Below are 18,135 nucleotides of genomic sequence, written 5' to 3'. Positions count from 1 at the left end.
TCCTCTTCCGGATCGTCCCCTCTGCCAGGACCGCCTCCACTGTCAGGACCGCCTCCTCTGGCAGGACCGCCTCACGGTCCTTGCGATCGCCCGGCGAAAGGCGCTCCCGCCCGCAAAGCGCGTTAGGGATGCGTAAAGGCCCGGGCGTAAATGCGGACGGCGCCCCTGTCTCGGCCCATCATTGCTTTCAGCTGACACTGCTGATGCTGATGGGCCTCCACAGACCCAGGGGCGGCGATCCGGAGGACACCGATGACGATACCCATGCACTACTCGATGCCGGAGAGTGTTCCGGGCCCCGCGCCGCAGAGCCCGCCCCAGACGCCGCTCGCCCGGTGGCTGCTGGAGAGGCGGGTCCACCAGCCGGTGGGGCCCGAGTCCCCGGAGGACCACACCGAGAAGCACAGCTGGTGGAAGGTCATGTGCCTGACGGGCGTGGACTACTTCTCCACGCTCTCCTACCCCCCCGGCATCGCCGCCCTCGCGGCGGGGGCGCTGTCCCCGCTGGCGACGCTTCTGATCGTCGCGCTGACCCTGCTCGGCATGCTTCCGATGTACCGGCGCGTGGCCAAGGAGAGCCCGCACGGCCAGGGATCCGTGCACATGCTCGAGGAGCTGCTGCCGTTCTGGCGGGGGAAGGTCTTCGTCCTCGTGCTCCTGGGGTTCGTCGCGACCTCGTGGATCGTGACGATCACCCTCTCAGCGGCGGATGCGACCGTGCACATCCTCGAGAATCCGTTCCTCCCGCCGGCCCTGGAGGGACAGGCGGTCCCGATCACGGTGGGGCTCCTTCTGGTCCTTGGCGGGGTCTTCCTGCTCGGCTTCACCGAGGCCGTGGCCATTGCGATCCCGCTCGTGGCCGCGTTCCTGGGGCTGAATGCCATCATCATCGGGCGGGGTCTCCTGGAGATCCTGTCCCATCCCCAGTCCTTGGACGCGTGGGCAAGTGCCCTCGTCGCGTCGGGCGGAGGCGGGCTCTCGGGGCTGCTCATCCCGGCCCTGCTGGCCTTCCCGCTGCTCGTGCTCGGCCTGTCAGGGTTTGAGACCGGTGTCAGCATGATGCCGCTCGTGGCCTCGAAGGGCAGCACACCGGAGCAGCAGCTGGCCGATCGGATCCGGAACACGCGCAAGCTCCTCACGGCCGCCGCGGTCATCATGAGCGTCTTCCTCATCGGGAGCAGCTTCGTCACCACGCTCCTGATCCCTGCAGCCGCCTTCCAGGAAGGCGGGGAGGCCAATGGCAGGGCTCTCGCGTACATGGCCCACGAGCAGTTCGGGGACGCCTTCGGCTCCGCCTACGACATCAGCAGCATCCTCATCCTCTGGTTCGCCGGCGCCTCGGCGATGGCCGGGCTGATCAACATCGTCCCCCGGTACCTGCCCTCGTACGGCATGGCGCCGGAGTGGGGACGCGCCGTCCGCCCCGTCGTCCTCGTCTACACGGGCATCAGCATCGCGATCACCATCGGATTCAAGGCCGATGTCAACGCGCAGGCCGGCGCCTACGCCACCGGAGTCCTCGCCATGATGGTCTCCGGCGCTGTGGCCGTCACGATCTCCGCCGCGCGCAGGGGTCAGCGCATCGGGACCGTGGCCTTCGGAACCCTCAGCCTCGTCATGCTGTACGCCCTCGGGGCCAACATCATCGAGAAGCCGGAGGGGATCATGATCTCGGGCTTCTTCATCGCCGGCATCATCGTGGTCTCCCTCGTCTCCCGGGTCAGCAGGACCACGGAGCTGCGTGCGGACAGCATCGAGTTCGATCCGACGGCCCGCCGCTTCATCGTCGACTCCCTCGACTACGACGGCCGGCTCAACCTCATCGCACACCGGCCCGATGTCCGGGACCCGGCCGAGTATGCGGCGAAGGAGGCGGAGCAGCGCGGCATGAATCCCGTCCCCGGGAGTGCGGACGTCATCTTCCTCGAGATCGACGTGGTGGACCCATCCGACTTCAGCGAGGCGCTGGTGGTCCGGGGCGTGGAAGTGGAGGGCCACCGGGTGCTGCGGGCCGCGAGTCCGGCGGCGCCCAATGCGATCGCCGCGATCCTGCTGGCCCTGCGCGACGCCACCGGGGTCCGCCCCCACGCCTACTTCGAGTGGTCGGAGGGCAACCCGCTCGCGCACCTCATGCGCTACCTCCTGCTCGGCCGCGGGGACACCCCGCCCGTGGTCAGGGAGATCATCCGCGAACACGAGCCCGACCCGGCGCGCCGCCCCGGGATCCACGTGGGCTGACCAGGGGCGAGCCCGGCCGGGTGCTTCCAGGATGGCTCCGCTGCGCTGCCGTCGGTCCGCCCCGCGCGCCTGCTCGGTTCGTCGGAGGACGATGACGGCCGCCTGGTCCTGCTGTTTGTGGACATTGCGCACCCTGGGCAGAGGCCGCTCGTCGCTCGTCGCCGGCGTGCTCCACAAACTAGGCGCGGACCACAACGCGTTCGGCTACCGCGGCTTCACGGCCGACGGCCGCGAGCTGCGGTGCTCCTCCGTGTACTTCCGCAACTCGGCCGGGCGCATCATCGCCGCCCTCTGCATCAACTTCGACGTCAGCACTCTCCAGCGCCTGCAGTCCCTCCTCCAGGGCCTACTGCCGGGGGCCGCCTCCGATTCCCCCGAGCAGCCGAACGAGTTCTTCGGCCGGGACAACGTTGCGGTGATGGATGCGATGGTCACCGAGGCCATCCGCGAGGTCGGCAAGCCCGTGGACCAGATGAGCCGCGACGACCGCATCGCCATCCTGACCAAGCTCGACCAGCAGGGCGTGCTGCAGATGAGGAAGGGCATCGACCGCATTGCCGCGCGGCTGGGGATCTCCCGAGTAACGGCCTACTCGTACCTTGATGAGGCGCGGAACCAGGACGGGGCCGAGTGACCACCGCACAGCACGAGGGCGCTCGATCGGCGCCCAGATGGGAGACAGGGACGCGGGGCCGATCTGCAGCGCGGGAAGCCATCCTTGCTACGGTTCCCACATGGCCCCGTCCGAATCGTTGCACCTCGCCGAAGCCCTCACCACGTTGTCGGGCGAACGGTGGCCGATCATGCTGGCGAAGCGGCACGTGCCGCCGACCCCGGGGCTGTACGCGATCTACGGCGACACGACTGCATGGACTGACCTGGGCCTCGACCCAGAGCCAAACTCGCCGCTGTATGTAGGCAAGAGCGAGGACAACCTTGTGCGTCGGGAACTCGACACCCATTTCGCGGTGGATCCGGCAAAGAAGACGCGGACTGGCAGCTCGACGGTTCGACGATCATTCGCCGCACTTATGCGCGATGCGCTCGAACTGCAGGCGATTCCGCGCAATCCTGAGAAGCCCGGCTACTTCTCTAATTATGGGCTTACACTCGACGGGGATACGCGGCTTACGGCGTGGATGCACGAGCGTCTGTCGATCGCAGTCTGGCTAAGGCCCACGACGCTCGCCCATTCCCTGAAGACCGTTGAGTCCGCGATCATTCACCGCTGGATGCCGCCCCTGAACATCGCGGACAACCCGCGCCCTCTCCCCCGGCTGCGCACGGCACGCGAAGCGATGACGCGTGAGGCGTCAGCCTCGCACCCTAGCGCGGCTTCTCGGCCACCCCTCGATGAGAAGCCGGCAAGAACGTCTGCGGCCCAGGAGCCCACGCCTGCGGCACGGGCGCCAGGGCTTGGGCCCACCCCCGTCGAATTGGCACGCGAACTCCGCAGGAGTCCCAAGACGGTGCGGCAGGCGCTGCGCGATAGGTACGGCAAGCTGGCCGTTACGGGCGACCGCTGGGGTGCGCTCACATGCGAGCAGGAGTCATACATCCGTAACCGCTTCCGCTGAGGCTGGCAGCACAGACCAACAAGCGCACGACGGCGGGCACCCACCCGCCGTCGTGCACTCGCCTCACACAACCTCAATCCAGCCCTACGGCGCGAGCTCCTCGAGGACCCGGCCCTTGGTCTCGATCACGAAGAAGACCGTGACGACCCCGCCTACGAGGGCGATCGCTCGGAAGGCGACGAATACCCGGGGGATTCGAAGCCGTCCATGATCCACGCGACCAGCAGCGGGCGGAGGCTCGAGCCGGCGCGCAACCAGGCGCTTCCGACAGAACGACAAGATGCCTCTTCAGTGGGTGTCCCCTCAAGCGATGCGGTGCCCCCCGGAGCTTTGCTCATCATACGGACTCACTCGGACGTTCAAGCATTCGGTCCGCATCAGGCAAGATGTCCCTCATGGGGGCTACCGATTTCGCGGCCGCGTTCGACAAGCTGCACTACTTCGCCGCCGATGCGCGAGATAAGGGCAGCACGTACGAACGGCTGGTGAAGCGGCATGTGGGGCTGGAGTCGAAGTACGCGGACCGGTTCTCCGATGCTTGCCCGTCACGCGACTGGCCGGTCCACAACGGGCATGCGACACAGCAGTTGACCACTACGGCCACCACGACATTGCACTCGACGTACCGGCTCAACAGTCAAGCCTGGACCGCCGCTCCGACATCGCCGCATCAATCTACTACTGGAGAGCATTCGTGACCGAGCATTCAAGCGCCCTAGTAGGATTCGCAGTCTTGAGAGCAAACTTTAACGCAGAGGCGCCGAGCTATATCGATAATTTCCGAGGGTTCGTATTGGGCGTTCTAGTGGAGGAGCACCCCAAGAGGCTCACACAGGATAAAATAGCCGCAGAGATCCGCGAGAGCTTTGGCATCGCCATTCCCGACCTTGTTGTAGGAAAAATCCTTAAAAGAGCTAAACGGACTCGCCTCATCGAGGGAGAACCTTCTGGGTATTCTTTGACCCAAGACGGACTCAAGGCCGCTCCCGCCATCAAGGGCATGCGTGATAAGTATCTCCGCCAGCAGAATGAACTCGAGGATCGTTTCTTTGAGTTCACCAAAGCTGAATTTCCGTTGCGACCCGAACTTCAAGAAGCACCTGCTGCAGAAGATCTTGTAAAGTATCTCGACCGCATCGCCGTTCCGGTGATTGCCAGCGCGGTACGAGGACGGCGGCTGGCAGATCTCGACTCCCGAACAGATGATCAGAGTCAAGATTCAGAGTACGTTGTGGCGCGCTTTGTTGCACATCTTCACGAACGAGACAGCGTTGGCTTCTCGTACTTGGAAGAATTTGCGAAAGGTGCGATCCTTGCTTCTGTGGTCACGCTGGACACTTCCACGTTTCGGAATTCGCTGGCCACGCTGTCAATCTACGTCGACACTCCCGTACTTATCGATCTTCTCGGCTATGGCGGTGTCCCGCAGGCGCTGGCAACAAGTCAACTCATAGACTTAGCTCGAGCGCAAGGAGCAACAATCTGCGCCTTCGAACATTCGGTTCGAGAGCTAGACGGCGTCATGCAGAGCGCAGAAAGCTTCTCTAGGAACACGCAAGGACGTGAGGCACGACCCATAGATCTTACCTTTCAGGAGCTACACTGGAGCGCTGCCGACATCGCCATTGGGCGACAAATGATCCCCAAGCGGCTCCAAGACCTTGGCATAGAAGTCCGCTCCACACCAGATGGCTACCGAGCATATGGCCTGGATGAAGAGGCCTTGGAACGGCATCTTCAAGAAGTAGTTCATTATCGGCATGAAAGCACGCGCCGTTATGACGTCGAGAGTATTTCTGCCATACATAGATTGCGGAGAGGAAGCTCCCACGGCTTTCTTGATCGCTGTGGTGCCGTCCTTTTGACCAATAACACGGAGCTCGTCCGCGCCTCCCAGCTCGTCGAAGGCGAACGGCATGACTGGCCACTAGCAATGTCAGATTCGGCCTTAGCAGGAATCCTATGGGCTAGGAGCCCTGCGGTCGCCCAGGATCTCCCGCGAAATATGGTTGTCGCATCTGCATACGCTGGAATGCAGCCAGAGGCGCATCTCTGGGCTAGATATGTTGACGAAGTCAAAACTCTAGAGTCTCGGGGTGAAGTCAGCGCTGACGAGGCCGTCGTTCTTAGGGCAACTGTCGCCGGCAAGAACGCTCTCATGGAAGAGACCTTGGGCCTTGATGCTAGAGTCAATTCAGATTCACCGCTTGCAGTCCTTCAACGATTACGGACAGAGATTGAGGAGCCGTTCCACAGAGAATTAATAGTTCGCGAAGGTGAAGAGGCGGCCGCATCGGCGTCGGCCGACTCCGCCGCCGCTGCTTGGCTTGAGAACGAAGGGGAGATTACTCGTATTTCGGCAGAGCTCGATGAACAGCGAGAGGAAGCCCAACGGTTGAGTTCTCAACTCGAGTCACTGCGTGACATCGAACGAAACCGCCGAACGAATATCGAGGCGTTCGCTCATCGACGGGCAGCGCTCTTGATCAAGGTTGCTCTTTGGGTGATAGTCGCCCCTCTAGTAAGCTTGGCGGGCCTAAAGCTTATAGATCCTCCTTGGTTGGCCCAGCTGTCGCCAATCGTTGGCTGGCTCGCGGGCGCATGTGCCGCGCTCGTTGCGATCTTCGCCATCCTCGACTCGTTGGGACAAGGAACCGTAACACAATGGCTCAAGTCATTAGAACGGCCCTTGGCCGATCGGATCAGAAGGAAGGCCTTGAGCCGAGCAGGCCTAGAGGTTTGAGGGCGAGAGCCGGTTTCAACTTGATGTCCCACCGGATCGCACTTGGGCGGCGAATTTAGGTTCTTCAAATCGATATTGGTGTGATCTGCCGTTGGCAAATTACAGCCTGCCAAGCGGCGTTGAGCGCACCGAATTGCGCGGCCGGGGCCCCGCGCGTGACAAGGCGCAGAGTTGAGCGAAGACTACGCCCAACCCACTTCCGCTCAGTGGAAGGCGACCCAGCACACTTGTCGGTGACCAGGACCACACTGGATCTAGAGGCACAGGCCCGGCCCCCAGCCGCGCCGAAGGTCACCAGATCAAGGAGTGCTGATGTCACTGGAGACTCAGGGAACGGGCTGTCCGTTCGGGTTCGGCGCTCAGGCGGGCACCGACACAGGTGCGGCGCCCGCTGGAGCCGGCCACGCGCCGTCGTCCGCCCCCGCAGCAACCCACGGCGCCACCCACCACGGCTACGAGCCGTTCCAGATGAAGAACCCGTTCCCGGCGTACGCAGCCCTCCGCGCCGAGGAGCCGGTGATGTACGACGAGCGGATCGACCTCTTCGTGGTCACCCGCTACGACATCAAGGCCGTCTTCGACGACTGGGAGACCTTCTCCTCCGGGAACGCTCAGGCGCCCGTCCGCAAGCGCGGCCCGCAGGCCACCCAGATCATGAACGAGGGCGGCTTCACCGCCTACTCGGGCCTCTCCGCCCGCATCCACCCGGAGCACACCCGCATCCGCGGCATCGTGCAGAAGGCGTTCACGCCGCGCCGGTTTAAGGTCCTCGAGCCCTTCATCCGCCAGAACGTCGCCGACCGCCTCGACGCGATGATCGCGCGCGGCCAGGACACAGCCACCCACCACGGCGAAATCGTCAAGGACCTCGCCTACGAGGTCCCCACCATCACCATCCTCACGCCCCTCGGCGAGGACCTCGCCAAGCTGGACGACTACAAGCGCTGGTCCGATTCGCGGGCCGCGATGACCTGGGGCGACCTCAGCGACGAGGAGCAGATCCCCCACGCGCACAACCTCGTCGAGTATTGGCAGGCCTGCCTCGCGCTCGTCGCGAAGGCCCACGCCGAGGGCGGCGACAACCTCATCGCGGACCTCGTCACCGCCCAGAAGGACGGCGCCGAGATCTCCGACCACGAGATCGCCTCCGTGGCCTACAGCCTCCTCTTCGCCGGCCACGAGACCACCACCACGCTCATCTCCAACGCCCTCCACCTCCTCGCCGCGGACGCCGCCGTCTGGGCCCAGCTCGTCGAGGACCCCAAGAAGATCCCCGGCGCGATCGACGAGGTGCTGCGCTACTCCGGCTCGGCCTAGAGGGTCTCGCCGCGTACCTCAGCTACAAGTCGATCCACCGCAAGTCCCGCTGACCCCACGCGTGGCCACGTCTCGCCCCACCCGCTGCGGGTCACATCCCCGAGGCCCGAGGCATGACGGCCCCGGACAAGACGACAGGCCCTCGGCTGCACAACAGGCCCGCGTGCGCACCTGTTGTGCAGCCGAGGGTCTGCTGTGTAGCCGAGGGCCTGCTGTTGAGGCTCTTGGCGCGTCAGGCGCTGACGAGCTCCTCGTCCGTTTCCTTCTCGGAGGACTTGGCGGCCTCATCCTGGGCCACGCTGGTCTGGGCCGCGCTGTCCTGCGCCGCACTGCCCTGGGCGGTCTGGGCGGTCTCGGCAGCCTGGGCAGCCTGGGCGTTGTCGGCCTGGGCCTCGACGGACTCGCCCGTCCCGCCAGCGGCGGTCACCTCAAGTGCCGTCGCTTCGGCAGCCTTCGCCTCGGCGGCCTTCGCCTCAGCAGCCTTCGCCTGGGCGGCCACGGCGTCGGCGGCGTCGAGCGCCCGCAGGAGCGGGCTCGAGGCGGCCTTGTCCAGCTGCTCGTTGAGCGCGCGGGCCGTTCCCAGCCCACCGGTCGAGGACGCCGCCGACTTGGCCGAAGCCCCGGCAGTCGCACCGCCAGTCGCACCGGCTGCAGCCGTGCCCGAACCCGTCGCGGCACTGGCTCCAGCACCAGCACCGGCTCCAGCGCCAGCGCGCGTGCGGGGCGCCGGTCGCTTGGCGGCCGGCTTGGCCTTCACGGCCGGGGTCTTGCCCGTGGCCGGCTTCGACGACGCCGACTTGGCCCCGCGGGCCGTCTTCGGAGCAGCCTTCTCCGCCTTGTGCGCGGGCCGCAGCGCGGCCTCGGACTCGCCCTCGGCGCCAGCCGCGGCTTCAATCCCGTGCGCCGAGACCATGGGAACCATCCCGGTGTGGACGCCGGCAGCCGGCGTCATGCCGTCCAGCCCGACAATCGGGACCATTCCCGTGTGCACGCCGGCGGCCGGCATCATGCCGTCGTAGCCGCCCACCACCGGGACCATCCCGGTGTGCGCCGCCTGCGCGCCCACCACGGGGACCATCCCCGTGTGCGGGCCGGCCTGCACCATCGGGACCATGCCCGTGTGGGCACCCGGGGCGACGGGGGCAGCCAGGGCGGCGGCAGCCGCGGCGTCGTGCGCCAGGGCTGCGGCGTCAGCGGCGGCTTCCTCCGGAGCATCCTCGACGGCGGCATCCGGCTTGGCCGCCGACCGCGCCGTGCGCGCGTGCTGGACCAGGAGGACTGTGAGGTGCGTGATCGCGAGGAGGACCACGGGCGGCATCGCGGCGACGAGCGCCGAGACGACCACGGGGACGTTCCCGTGCTCGGCCTGGACGGCCAGGATGGCGTGCACCGAGTTCGCCGCAGTGGAGACGATCGCGCCGAAGAACAGGAGCGACCAGGGGTAGAGCAGTGCACGGCGGCTGCGGCCGGCCAGTGCCACGATCGCGACCGTCGCCGCGACGATCATGCCGTCCACGATGATCGGCCAGATCCACGCGATCTCGGGCCTGATCCCGGCGCGGACGGCCAGGTCAGTCAATGCCGAGAAGCTCAGGACGAAGGCGCCGGACCCGATGATGATGGTCGAGGCGATCCCCGACGCAACGATCGGACGGGAGAGCGGTCTGGGGGCTGGGGCTGTTTTCGAAGGGCTCACGGTACCTGACTACTCGTTTGAAATGACGTGCCGGTGAAAAGTTACACGGTAAGGTGCCCCCTTCGCCTGTCGGGGAGGGGTTCTGGGGCTTCTGGTGGGGTTCTGAGGGCTTCCGGGGCAGGTGGGGGGCGGCGGGGGCCCGTCGCGACGTGCGCCGGCGCGACGAGAATTGTCGTAGGTGTGTGCGAGCCTTGGCTCATGGCAGAGGAACGCGTGTTCGACAGCGAGGCGGCCGCCCGGCTCGCCCGCCCGCGCGCGCACGACGCCGCGTCCCCGGCTTCCGCGGACACCCCGCCTGCCTCCGCGGGCACCCCGCCGTCGGCGGCCCCTCCGCACGCCCCCGCGCACGACGCCGCGTCCCCGGCTTCCGCGGGCACCCCGCCGTCGGCGGCCCCTCCGCACGCCCCCGGGCACGACGCCGCGTCCCCCACTTCCGCGGGCACCCCGCCATCGCTGGCTCTTCCCGTGCCTGTGCCGGTCGCAGACCTGCCGCTCTGGGCCGGTCCGCCCCCGGACGGGCCGGGCGACGGGCCGTGGGACAACGGCCTGCCCGAGGACACCGAGCTCTTCACACGGGACTTCGAAGACCTCGGGCTCGTCGACCCGATGAGCCTCGAGGAACCGCTGGGCCAGCCCTCTGACGAGGAGGCTGCCGCGGGGGAACTGAAAGACCTCGAATGGCTCGAGTCCACGCTCGCGGCGAACCTCCCGCCGGTGGAGCTCAGCCGCATCTGCGCCGTGCCGGGCGACCCAGCACGGCGCGCGGGGATCCGAACCGGGGGCAGTGCCCTTCCCCTCGGCCCGTTCGATCCGGATGTCCCCCGGCTTGACGACCCGGCGCAGCTCCTCGAGGACCTCGAAGCACTCGAGACGCAGCAGGCCTGCCTGGATGCCCACAGGATCAGCCTGCTGGCGGGGCATGCGGACCTGGTTGGGCGGTACCCGGGCATCAGCACGTCAGACGTCCCGGGCGTCGCAGCGTCCGAGGTGGCGGCGACGCTGCGGATCGCCCAGCGGACGGCGCGGGGCATGGTCGAGGAGGCTATGGCCCTGGCCGACCCGCGGATGTCCCCGGTCCTCGAGACCATGCGGGCGGGCCAGCTCACGAGGCGACGCGCCGCCGTCGTGCTCGACGCGTCCATCCCCGTGCCCGTCTCGCGCCTCCGGGAGTTCGCCGAGGCCGCCGTGCAGATCGCCGCGCCCGCCGACGGCGGCGTCAGGCCGACCGCTCCGACCCTCAGCAGACGCCTGCGCCGGCTCGCGGAGGACTACGCCGACGAGCCGATTGCCATCCGCAGGGCGAAGGCCGTCGCCGACAGGCGCGTGGACGTGGTCCCGGTCGGGGACGGCATGTGCTGGCTCAATGCCTTCCTGCCGCTCGAGACGGGCGCGGCCATCGACACGCGGCTCACCGCGATCGCGCGCAGCCTCCAGAGCCCGGCCGAGGAGCGGACCGTCAACCAGCTCCGCGCGGACGTCCTCGCCGACCTCGTGCTCAGCGTGCACGCGGCGCCGCACGAGGCGGGCGCCCAGAGCACCGCGCCCATCGGCACGGACGTCCAGATCACCACCTGCCCCGGGCTGAAGCCGGCGCCGCCCCGTACTGGAGACCTGCAGCCCGCGCCCCTGCCCGAAGCGGCCGCCAGCGACGGCCGCGTGCCGGGGACCGCTCCCAGCCTGCCCGGAGCGACAGGGCAGGTCCCGCCCGGCTGCGGGCCGCTGGGCGGGGTGCGGATGGAGCTCGTCGTGACCGTTCCCGCAGCCACGCTCGCGGGCGGCGGCGGCGCGGGCGAGATCCTGGGCTACGGGCCGATCGATCCGGAGTCGGCACGGAGGCTCGCGGCCCAGGCGTCGACGTGGACGCGGCTCGTTGTGTCACCCGAGACGGGCGCACCGCTCGCCGTCGGGCGGGTCCGTTATACCCCGACTGCCGCCATGCGCCGCTTCCTGGCCGTCCGCGACGGGACCTGCCGCTTTCCCGGCTGCGACAAGCCGGCCGCCGCGACCGAGGCGGACCATACGAAGGAATGGGCCGACGGGGGCTCCACCGAGATTGGAAACCTTGCCCTGCTCTGCCCTGAGCACCATCGGCTCAAGAGCCTCGGCCTCTGGAAGGTCCGCCACGCCGCACCACCACCTGCACCACCACCTGCAGGACCAGCACCCCGAATGAGTGCGAGTCCCGCGCAGGCGCCGAACCCGCCGCCGGGAACGCTTGAATGGACGTCGCCCTCGGGAAGGCGCTTCCTGACCTACCCGCACGCCGACCCGCCGCCGCCGTTCTGACCCAAGGCCGCGGGGGTACGGGAGCCCGAGAGCCTAGGAGCCCGAGCCTGCATCGCACGGGATGCACCAGCTGCAGGACAGACGCACCTTCACTGTGCTCCCGGCCGCAGCTTCCCCCCGACGAGGGCTTCGAGGCGTTCAAGGACATCGCTTCCGGGGGCGGGGAGGTAGGCGATGATGCGGAGGGCCGGGGCGTCGGAGGGGACGAGCTGGTGCTGTTCGAATTCGAGCCGCCCGGCCTCAGGGTGCAGGAACGTGCGGGCCCGGGAGGCGAAGCGGCGGATCTCGTGGTCGTCCCAGGCGCGGGCGAAGTCCTCGCTGTCCGCCCGCAGGCGCGTGATGAGCTCGAGATGGGCGTCGCGGTCGGCGCGGGAGCCGGCCTCGGCGCGGTAGTCGGCGAGGAAGCTGCGGCTCGTGTCCTCCCAGTCGGGAAGCATGCCGCGCACGTACGGGTCGGTGAACGTGAGGCGCAGCAGGTTCCGCTCGCCGGCCGGGACGGTCGCGATGCCGGGGAAGAGCGCCTCGTACCCACGGTTCCACGCCCCGATGTCCCACGTCGCGGTGACGACGAAGGCCGGCGAGGGGTCGAGGGCGTCGAGCAGGTTCTGGATGTGCGCCGGCACCGGCTCGGGGGCACCGGGCGCCTCCCGGGGGGCGGGCGCGAAGCCGCTCAGCCCGAGGATGTAGTCATGCTCAGGTGCGGTGAGGCGCAGGTGGAGGGCGACGGCGTCGAGCACCTGGCGCGAGGGGTTGATGTCCCGCCCCTGCTCGAGCCACGTGTACCAGGTGACCGAGACGCCCGAGAGGAAGGCGATCTCCTCCCGCCGCAGGCCCGTGGTGCGGCCGCGCCCCACGGGCGGCAGCCCGTGATCGGCCCGCACGGCGCGCTCGCGGCGCTTGCGGAGGAACGCGCCGAGCTCCTTGCGGCGCGCCTCGGCGGGACTGGAAGATCCCGCAGACCTTGCGGAGCCGGCGGAACCGGCAGCAGTGGCCGAACCGGCGGAACCCGCAGATTCCCCAGATCCAGCAGAGCCCGCAGCAGTGGCGGAACCGGGAGCCTCCATGGGCAGCCTCCTCGAACGCTAGTAGTCCCACTACTAGTATTACGGGAGTCTGGCCGGGGTCCGCGCGCGCGTGATGGGGTGATCCCATGCCAGCTCTTCGCTCCCGTACCGTGACCCATGGCCGCAACATGGCGGGCGCCCGCGCACTGATGCGCGCGTCCGGCGTCGCCAACTCGGACATCGGCAAGCCGATCGTCGCCGTCGCGAACTCGTTCACGGAGTTCGTCCCCGGCCACACGCACCTCGCTCCGGTGGGCAGGATCGTCTCCGAGGCGATCCACGCGGCGGGCGCGGTCGCCCGCGAATTCAACACGATCGCCGTCGACGACGGCATCGCCATGGGCCACGGCGGCATGCTCTACTCGCTGCCCTCGCGCGACCTGATCGCGGACTCGGTCGAGTACATGGTCAACGCGCACTGCGCCGACGTCCTCGTCTGCATCTCCAATTGCGACAAGATCACGCCAGGCATGCTCATGGCCGCCCTGCGCCTGAACATCCCGACCGTGTTCGTCTCTGGCGGGCCCATGGAGGCCGGCCGGGTGACGCTCACGGACGGCTCGGTCCGCTCGCTCGACTTGGTCAACGCGATCGCGGACGCCGTGGACGAGACGATCTCGGACGAGGACATCGACCTCATCGAGCAGAACGCGTGCCCCACGTGCGGCTCGTGCTCGGGCATGTTCACGGCCAACTCGATGAACTGCCTCACCGAGGCCATCGGCCTCTCCCTCCCCGGCAACGGCTCGGTCCTCGCCACGCACACCGCGCGCAAGGCGCTCTACGAGCGGGCGGGGGCGACCGCCGTCGAGCTCGCCAAGCGCTACTACGAGCACGACGACGACTCCGTCCTCCCGCGCTCGATCGCCACCGCGAAGGCCTTCGACAACGCGATGGCCCTCGATATCGCAATGGGCGGGTCGACCAACACGATCCTGCACCTCCTCGCCGCGGCGCAGGAGGCCGGCGTCGAGTACGGCCTCGCCGAGATCGACGCCAAGTCCCGCACCGTGCCGTGCCTCGCGAAGGTCGCGCCGAACGTGGCCAAGGACAAGACGTACTACATGGAGGACGTGCACCGCGCCGGCGGCATCCCCGCGCTGCTCGGGGAGCTCAACCGCGGCGGCCACCTCCACACCGACGTCCACTCGGTGCACTCCCCCGACCTCACCTCGTGGCTCGACGCGTGGGACCTCCGCGGCGGCAAGGCCACCGAGGAGGCCCAGCGGCTCTGGCACGCGGCGCCGGGCGGGCAGCGCTCCTCGACCGCGTTCTCGCAGTCGAACGAGTGGACCTCCCTCGACACCGACGCCGAGGGCGGCTGCATCCGCTCCGTGGAGCACGCGTACTCGAAGGACGGCGGCCTCGCGGTGCTGCGCGGCAACATCGCTATCGACGGCGCGGTCGTGAAGACGGCGGGGGTGGACGAGTCGATCTGGACGTTCGAGGGCCCGGCCGTGGTGTGCGAGTCGCAGGACGAGGCGGTCGAGAAGATCCTGAACAAGACGGTCAAGGAGGGCGACGTCGTCGTCATCCGCTACGAGGGGCCGAAGGGCGGGCCGGGCATGCAGGAGATGCTGTACCCGACCTCGTTCCTCAAGGGCCGCGGCCTGGGCAAGAAGTGCGCGCTCATCACCGACGGACGCTTCTCGGGCGGCACCTCGGGCCTCTCGATCGGGCACATCTCCCCCGAGGCGGCCTCCGGCGGCACCATTGCGCTCGTCGAGAACGGCGACCTCATCCGCATCGATATCCCGAACCGCTCGATGGAGCTCGTCGTGGACGCCGCCGAGCTCGACGCGCGCCGAGCTCGGCTCGAGGCCACGACCGGGTACCACCCCGTGAACCGCGAGCGTCCCGTCTCCGCGGCCCTTCGCGCCTACGCGGCGATGGCGACCTCGGCGGACAAGGGCGCCGTGCGGGACGTCGACGCGATCACGCGCCTGACCTCGCCCCAGGCCCCGCAGCCGGTGGGCTGAGCCCGCTGGGCTGGGCGGACTCTTCGGAGTTCAGCGGAGCAGCCTCGCGTACACCACAAAATTGTCGTCGAATTCGCCGGTTGCCAAGTTGTAGCCATCGCACGTGATCAGGCGAAGTTCTGGGCCTTCTGTATTGCCATAGACGGTGAGGGTGGGGAAGGCATCCTTCGCATACTGTTCGCCGCGATAGACCGCGAAGACGGCTCGCGTACCGTCTTCCCGCGCGACCTCGACAATGTCTCCGACTGCAAGGTTCCGCACGTGGGCGAAGACGCCGGGTCCACCGCCATAGGCATTGACGTGTCCCAGGAGAATGGCAGGTCCGCGTTCTCCAGGGGTCGGGGATTCCTTGTACCAACCGGCCGGCGCACCGGGGTCTGCAGGCGGCACCTCGAGCGAACCGTCGTCCTGCAGCCCGAGTCGGATCAGCGCCGACCAGGTGCCGATCGAAGGAATGGCCACAGACACCGGCGTCGACGCTGCCATCACCGGCGACTCGGGGGCCGCGGCCTCCGGCGCAATCGTCCCGCGTGACGGACTGGACGCCCCCTTCGACGGGACCAGAGACGTCCTCGCGGAGGACACCGTGGGTGCAGAAGATCCCGCGGATGGGCCCGGCATAGCGTGCGCGGGCGAGGTCGCCTGCGCAGTGGCGGGCGAGATCGCCGCGGCCTGAGGCCCGGCCGCGCTGCTGCAGCCGGTGAGAATCAGCAGAGCGGGCACCGCAGCCGCCAGACGACTGCGGTGGCAAGGTCCTCGGAGGATCATCGGTGGAGCAGCCGATCCGAGATGTGCCGCCGGGGCTATCCCCTTCCGGCGTTGGCCCGCCGGACCACGTAGGTGCCGCCTGCCACTGCTGCGAGGATGAGGCCCCCACCGAGAGCTGCTGCACCCAACGGATTCGGGCTTTCCACAGTCACTCCGGTAGCCGCCCCACCCACGGGCATCTGGACAACCTGATTGCCCGGTCCCGGTTCCGGCCGGTAGGCGAATGCGGCGTTCTCGCATCCGATTCCGTCATTGTCAGCGTCGAGATGCGGGCCATAACCGGGAGCGCCCGCAGGAATGTTGTACACGCCCACCGCAGCTGCCGCACCGCAGCTGGGATAGGCCGCGACCACGGCCGCCGCAGGTGTTGCCGACAAGCCCAGAAGGCCCGCCGTCGCCACCAATGAGAAGATTGTCGAAATCCTTTTCATGCTTCCCCCCGAGTTCGGAATGAGACGTCGAATCAAGCCAGAAGGCGAATTGCCCTCGGATCCAGAGGCGCGCGCGAGAGGAAGAACCTCGACTGTGGAGTCCTTCTCCGTGCGGGAGATGACGGCTCTACGCGCATCCCCGATTCCTGCCATTTCCTCGGCAGTTGTATTGCAGGCATAAAGTACAAACTTCATGGCAGCAGCGCAAGCCTCCAAAGCGACATCGCCTGCCAAATTTCCCGCACGGGCGGCGAATACAATGAGCCGGCACGGCCGCAAGAGGCGACCCAGCAGTCTTGAGACGTGACCCCGTATGAGAGGGGGCCCGGGGCCGGAACGCCGCGGGGCTACGCTGCCCCGACGGCGCGGGCGGCCTCGGCGATGCGCTGGGCGGCTTCACGGAGCTCGGGCACGAGCTGGGCTGCCTCGACGTCCCGCTCCTCGCTCGTGCCGGCACTGTCGAGCCGGGCGGGGAGGGCGACGTTGATGGCGGCGACCGCCCGCCCTTCGGCTCCGATGACCGGCACGGCCACGGAGCGGAGCCCCACCTCGAGCTCCTGGTCGACGACGGCGTACCCCGCCTCGCGCACGCGCGCGAGCTCGGCCTCGATCGCCTCGCGTGAGGTGAGAGTGCGGGGCGTGAGGGGAGCGAGCTCGGCGTGGGCGAAGTAGTCCGCGAGCTCCCCCGGCGAGAGCGCCGCGAGCAGCACCCGGCCCATCGACGTCGCATGCGCGGGGAACCGGGTCCCCGGCGAGATCCCGACCGTCATGATCCGCCGCGTGTGGATGCGCGTGAGGTAGACGATGTCGGTGCCGTCGAGGATGGCGAGGGACGTCGACTCCCCGTGCCGGTGCGAGAGGTCCTCGAGGATCGGCTGCGCGAGCTCGGGCAGGCGCTGCCCGGACAGGAAGGCGTACCCCAGCTGGAGCACGAGCGGCGTAAGCGAGAAGAGCCGCCCGTCCGTGCGCACGTACCCCAGCGCCACGAGCGTGTGGAGGAAGCGGCGGGCCGTGGCCCTGGTGAGCGCGGTCCGGACCGCGACCTCGGAGAGGGTCATCTCCTGGTGCTCGGCGTCAAAGGCCCGGATCACGGCGAGCCCGCGCGCGAGCGACTGCACGTGCGCGTCACTGGCGCCGGCAGGCACAGCACCGGCAGGCACGGCACCGGCAGGCACAGCCTCAGTCATCGATTCCTCCAGAGCTCGTGCAGATGGGGCACACGGGGTTAGAGCCTAGGGCCTCATGCGCCCGCGGCGATCAGCGGCACGTCCATGAGCGACTGGAGCTCCTCGAAGGCGATGCCGAACGTCTCACGCACGCGAACGCCGTCGGACGTGATGAGGAAGACGGCCTTGTCCGTGTACACGCGCGTCACGCAGCCCACGCCGGTCACGGGGTAGGTCAGCTCGGGCACGAGCTTGGACTTCCCGTCCTTGGTCAGCAGGGTCATCATGACGTAGACGTCCTTGGCGCCGGTCGCGAGGTCCATCGCGCCGCCGACGGCGGGGATCGCGTCGGGCGCGCCCGTGTGCCAGTTCGCGAGGTCGCCCGTCGCGGAGACCTGGAACGCGCCGAGCACGCACACGTCGAGGTGCCCCCCACGCATGATCGCGAACGAGTCGGCGTGGTGGAAGTAGCTCGCGCCCGGCAGCTCGGTGACGGGGATCTTGCCCGCATTGATGAGGTCCTCGTCGATCTGGTCGCCGGTCGCGACGGGGCCCATGCCGAGCATGCCGTTCTCGGTGTGCAGGGTGATGTCCTGCTCGTCGGTGAGGTAGTTCGAGACGAGGGTCGGCTGGCCGATCCCGAGGTTCACGAACGAGCCGGGCGCGATGTCCCGCGCGACGAGCCGCGCGAGGTCGTCCCGGCCGATCGGCGCGTCGGAGGTCTGGGGGACGGTGCTGGCCTGATGGATGCCCTGCACGCCCTGGCCCGTCTGCACGCCCTGGCCCGTCTGGCTGCCGTGGCCCCCCTGCGCGCCCCGGGTGCCTTCCGCCGCCGTGGTGATGTTCGACGTCGTCTGCTCGCTCATGCGC

At 68.3% G+C, this 18,135-nt stretch carries 16 protein-coding genes; 9 read left to right on the top strand and 7 right to left on the bottom strand.

The window, feature by feature from the left end:
- The first annotated feature begins 252 nt into the window (after window positions 1-252).
- The 3 genes from ABCQ75_RS07705 (at window position 253) to ABCQ75_RS07695 (ending at window position 3,815) form a co-directional block, all read left to right on the top strand.
- The gene (locus tag ABCQ75_RS07705; RefSeq protein ID WP_345884433.1) at window positions 253-2,238 is read left to right on the top strand and encodes an APC family permease; all 1,986 of its coding nucleotides are present in this window, start codon (window positions 253-255) and stop codon (window positions 2,236-2,238) included.
- Between the two features lie 31 nt (window positions 2,239-2,269).
- Entirely contained in the window at window positions 2,270-2,872 is a 603-nt protein-coding gene (locus ABCQ75_RS07700) for a helix-turn-helix transcriptional regulator (protein WP_345884432.1), read from the top strand.
- A gap of 100 nt (window positions 2,873-2,972) precedes the next feature.
- On the top strand, window positions 2,973-3,815 hold the full coding sequence (locus ABCQ75_RS07695) for a GIY-YIG nuclease family protein (RefSeq protein ID WP_345884429.1): 843 nt from the start codon (window positions 2,973-2,975) through the stop codon (window positions 3,813-3,815).
- Window positions 3,816-3,899: 84 nt separating this feature from the next.
- Here the strand turns inward: ABCQ75_RS07695 and ABCQ75_RS07690 are convergent, their stop codons facing one another.
- Window positions 3,900-4,031: a hypothetical protein gene (locus tag ABCQ75_RS07690; RefSeq protein ID WP_345884428.1), complete on the bottom strand. Its 132-nt coding sequence runs from the start codon at window positions 4,029-4,031 to the stop codon at window positions 3,900-3,902.
- 179 nt (window positions 4,032-4,210) lie between these two features.
- On the opposite strand from ABCQ75_RS07690, the gene ABCQ75_RS07685 reads away from it, so the two are divergent.
- From ABCQ75_RS07685 to ABCQ75_RS07675, 3 genes are all read left to right on the top strand, one after another.
- Window positions 4,211-4,513: a PDDEXK family nuclease gene (locus ABCQ75_RS07685; protein ID WP_345884427.1), complete on the top strand. Its 303-nt coding sequence runs from the start codon at window positions 4,211-4,213 to the stop codon at window positions 4,511-4,513.
- Window positions 4,510-6,558, top strand: coding sequence for a hypothetical protein (locus ABCQ75_RS07680; protein ID WP_345884425.1), 2,049 nt, complete (start codon window positions 4,510-4,512; stop codon window positions 6,556-6,558). Before ABCQ75_RS07685 ends, ABCQ75_RS07680 begins: the two co-directional genes overlap by 4 nt.
- 312 nt (window positions 6,559-6,870) lie before the next feature.
- A complete protein-coding gene (locus ABCQ75_RS07675; protein WP_345884423.1) occupies window positions 6,871-7,875 on the top strand; it encodes a cytochrome P450 in 1,005 nt (334 codons plus the stop codon).
- Window positions 7,876-8,107: 232 nt separating this feature from the next.
- Here the strand turns inward: ABCQ75_RS07675 and ABCQ75_RS07670 are convergent, their stop codons facing one another.
- Entirely contained in the window at window positions 8,108-9,571 is a 1,464-nt protein-coding gene (locus tag ABCQ75_RS07670) for a DUF2637 domain-containing protein (protein ID WP_345884421.1), read from the bottom strand.
- A gap of 198 nt (window positions 9,572-9,769) precedes the next feature.
- On the opposite strand from ABCQ75_RS07670, the gene ABCQ75_RS07665 reads away from it, so the two are divergent.
- On the top strand, window positions 9,770-11,857 hold the full coding sequence (locus ABCQ75_RS07665) for an HNH endonuclease signature motif containing protein (RefSeq protein ID WP_345884420.1): 2,088 nt from the start codon (window positions 9,770-9,772) through the stop codon (window positions 11,855-11,857).
- A gap of 89 nt (window positions 11,858-11,946) precedes the next feature.
- Here ABCQ75_RS07665 and ABCQ75_RS07660 read toward each other — a convergent pair whose 3' ends face one another.
- Window positions 11,947-12,921: a helix-turn-helix transcriptional regulator gene (locus ABCQ75_RS07660; protein WP_345884418.1), complete on the bottom strand. Its 975-nt coding sequence runs from the start codon at window positions 12,919-12,921 to the stop codon at window positions 11,947-11,949.
- 86 nt (window positions 12,922-13,007) lie between these two features.
- On the opposite strand from ABCQ75_RS07660, the gene ilvD reads away from it, so the two are divergent.
- Window positions 13,008-14,900 (top strand): dihydroxy-acid dehydratase, encoded by a 1,893-nt coding sequence (ilvD, locus tag ABCQ75_RS07655; protein WP_345884416.1) that lies wholly within the window; start codon window positions 13,008-13,010, stop codon window positions 14,898-14,900.
- Between the two features lie 30 nt (window positions 14,901-14,930).
- Here ilvD and ABCQ75_RS07650 read toward each other — a convergent pair whose 3' ends face one another.
- Window positions 14,931-15,362 (bottom strand): class F sortase, encoded by a 432-nt coding sequence (locus tag ABCQ75_RS07650; RefSeq protein ID WP_345884414.1) that lies wholly within the window; start codon window positions 15,360-15,362, stop codon window positions 14,931-14,933.
- On the opposite strand from ABCQ75_RS07650, the gene ABCQ75_RS07645 reads away from it, so the two are divergent.
- Complete coding sequence (locus ABCQ75_RS07645; protein ID WP_345884412.1) at window positions 15,355-15,576, top strand: hypothetical protein; 222 nt, start codon at window positions 15,355-15,357, stop codon at window positions 15,574-15,576. The genes ABCQ75_RS07650 and ABCQ75_RS07645 overlap by 8 nt on opposite strands.
- 127 nt (window positions 15,577-15,703) lie before the next feature.
- Here the strand turns inward: ABCQ75_RS07645 and ABCQ75_RS07640 are convergent, their stop codons facing one another.
- The 3 genes from ABCQ75_RS07640 to ABCQ75_RS07630 all read right to left on the bottom strand — a co-directional run bounded on the left by ABCQ75_RS07640 (window position 15,704) and on the right by ABCQ75_RS07630 (window position 18,131).
- Window positions 15,704-16,294: an excalibur calcium-binding domain-containing protein gene (locus tag ABCQ75_RS07640; protein ID WP_345884411.1), complete on the bottom strand. Its 591-nt coding sequence runs from the start codon at window positions 16,292-16,294 to the stop codon at window positions 15,704-15,706.
- Between the two features lie 152 nt (window positions 16,295-16,446).
- The gene (locus ABCQ75_RS07635; RefSeq protein WP_345884409.1) at window positions 16,447-17,286 is read right to left on the bottom strand and encodes an IclR family transcriptional regulator domain-containing protein; all 840 of its coding nucleotides are present in this window, start codon (window positions 17,284-17,286) and stop codon (window positions 16,447-16,449) included.
- 53 nt (window positions 17,287-17,339) lie between these two features.
- Window positions 17,340-18,131, bottom strand: coding sequence for a 3-oxoacid CoA-transferase subunit B (locus ABCQ75_RS07630; RefSeq protein WP_345884408.1), 792 nt, complete (start codon window positions 18,129-18,131; stop codon window positions 17,340-17,342).
- Between the last annotated feature and the right edge of the window lie 4 nt (window positions 18,132-18,135).

Source organism: Sinomonas halotolerans (assembly GCF_039615075.1).
Taxonomy (GTDB): domain Bacteria; phylum Actinomycetota; class Actinomycetes; order Actinomycetales; family Micrococcaceae; genus Sinomonas; species Sinomonas halotolerans.
The sequence above is the reverse complement of the archived record's forward strand: the minus strand, read 5'-3'. Positions and strand labels throughout refer to the sequence as shown.

Coding starts and splice junctions, on each gene's coding strand:
- ABCQ75_RS07705 (WP_345884433.1), top strand. CDS start 253: ATGACGATACCCATGCACTACTCGATGCCGGAGAGTGTTCCGGGCCCC.
- ABCQ75_RS07700 (WP_345884432.1), top strand. CDS start 2,270: ATGGCTCCGCTGCGCTGCCGTCGGTCCGCCCCGCGCGCCTGCTCGGTT.
- ABCQ75_RS07695 (WP_345884429.1), top strand. CDS start 2,973: ATGGCCCCGTCCGAATCGTTGCACCTCGCCGAAGCCCTCACCACGTTG.
- ABCQ75_RS07685 (WP_345884427.1), top strand. CDS start 4,211: ATGGGGGCTACCGATTTCGCGGCCGCGTTCGACAAGCTGCACTACTTC.
- ABCQ75_RS07675 (WP_345884423.1), top strand. CDS start 6,871: ATGTCACTGGAGACTCAGGGAACGGGCTGTCCGTTCGGGTTCGGCGCT.
- ABCQ75_RS07665 (WP_345884420.1), top strand. CDS start 9,770: ATGGCAGAGGAACGCGTGTTCGACAGCGAGGCGGCCGCCCGGCTCGCC.
- ABCQ75_RS07660 (WP_345884418.1), bottom strand. CDS start 12,921: ATGGAGGCTCCCGGTTCCGCCACTGCTGCGGGCTCTGCTGGATCTGGG.
- ilvD (WP_345884416.1), top strand. CDS start 13,008: ATGCCAGCTCTTCGCTCCCGTACCGTGACCCATGGCCGCAACATGGCG.
- ABCQ75_RS07645 (WP_345884412.1), top strand. CDS start 15,355: ATGGCCACAGACACCGGCGTCGACGCTGCCATCACCGGCGACTCGGGG.
- ABCQ75_RS07640 (WP_345884411.1), bottom strand. CDS start 16,294: ATGAAGTTTGTACTTTATGCCTGCAATACAACTGCCGAGGAAATGGCA.
- ABCQ75_RS07635 (WP_345884409.1), bottom strand. CDS start 17,286: ATGACTGAGGCTGTGCCTGCCGGTGCCGTGCCTGCCGGTGCTGTGCCT.
- ABCQ75_RS07630 (WP_345884408.1), bottom strand. CDS start 18,131: ATGAGCGAGCAGACGACGTCGAACATCACCACGGCGGCGGAAGGCACC.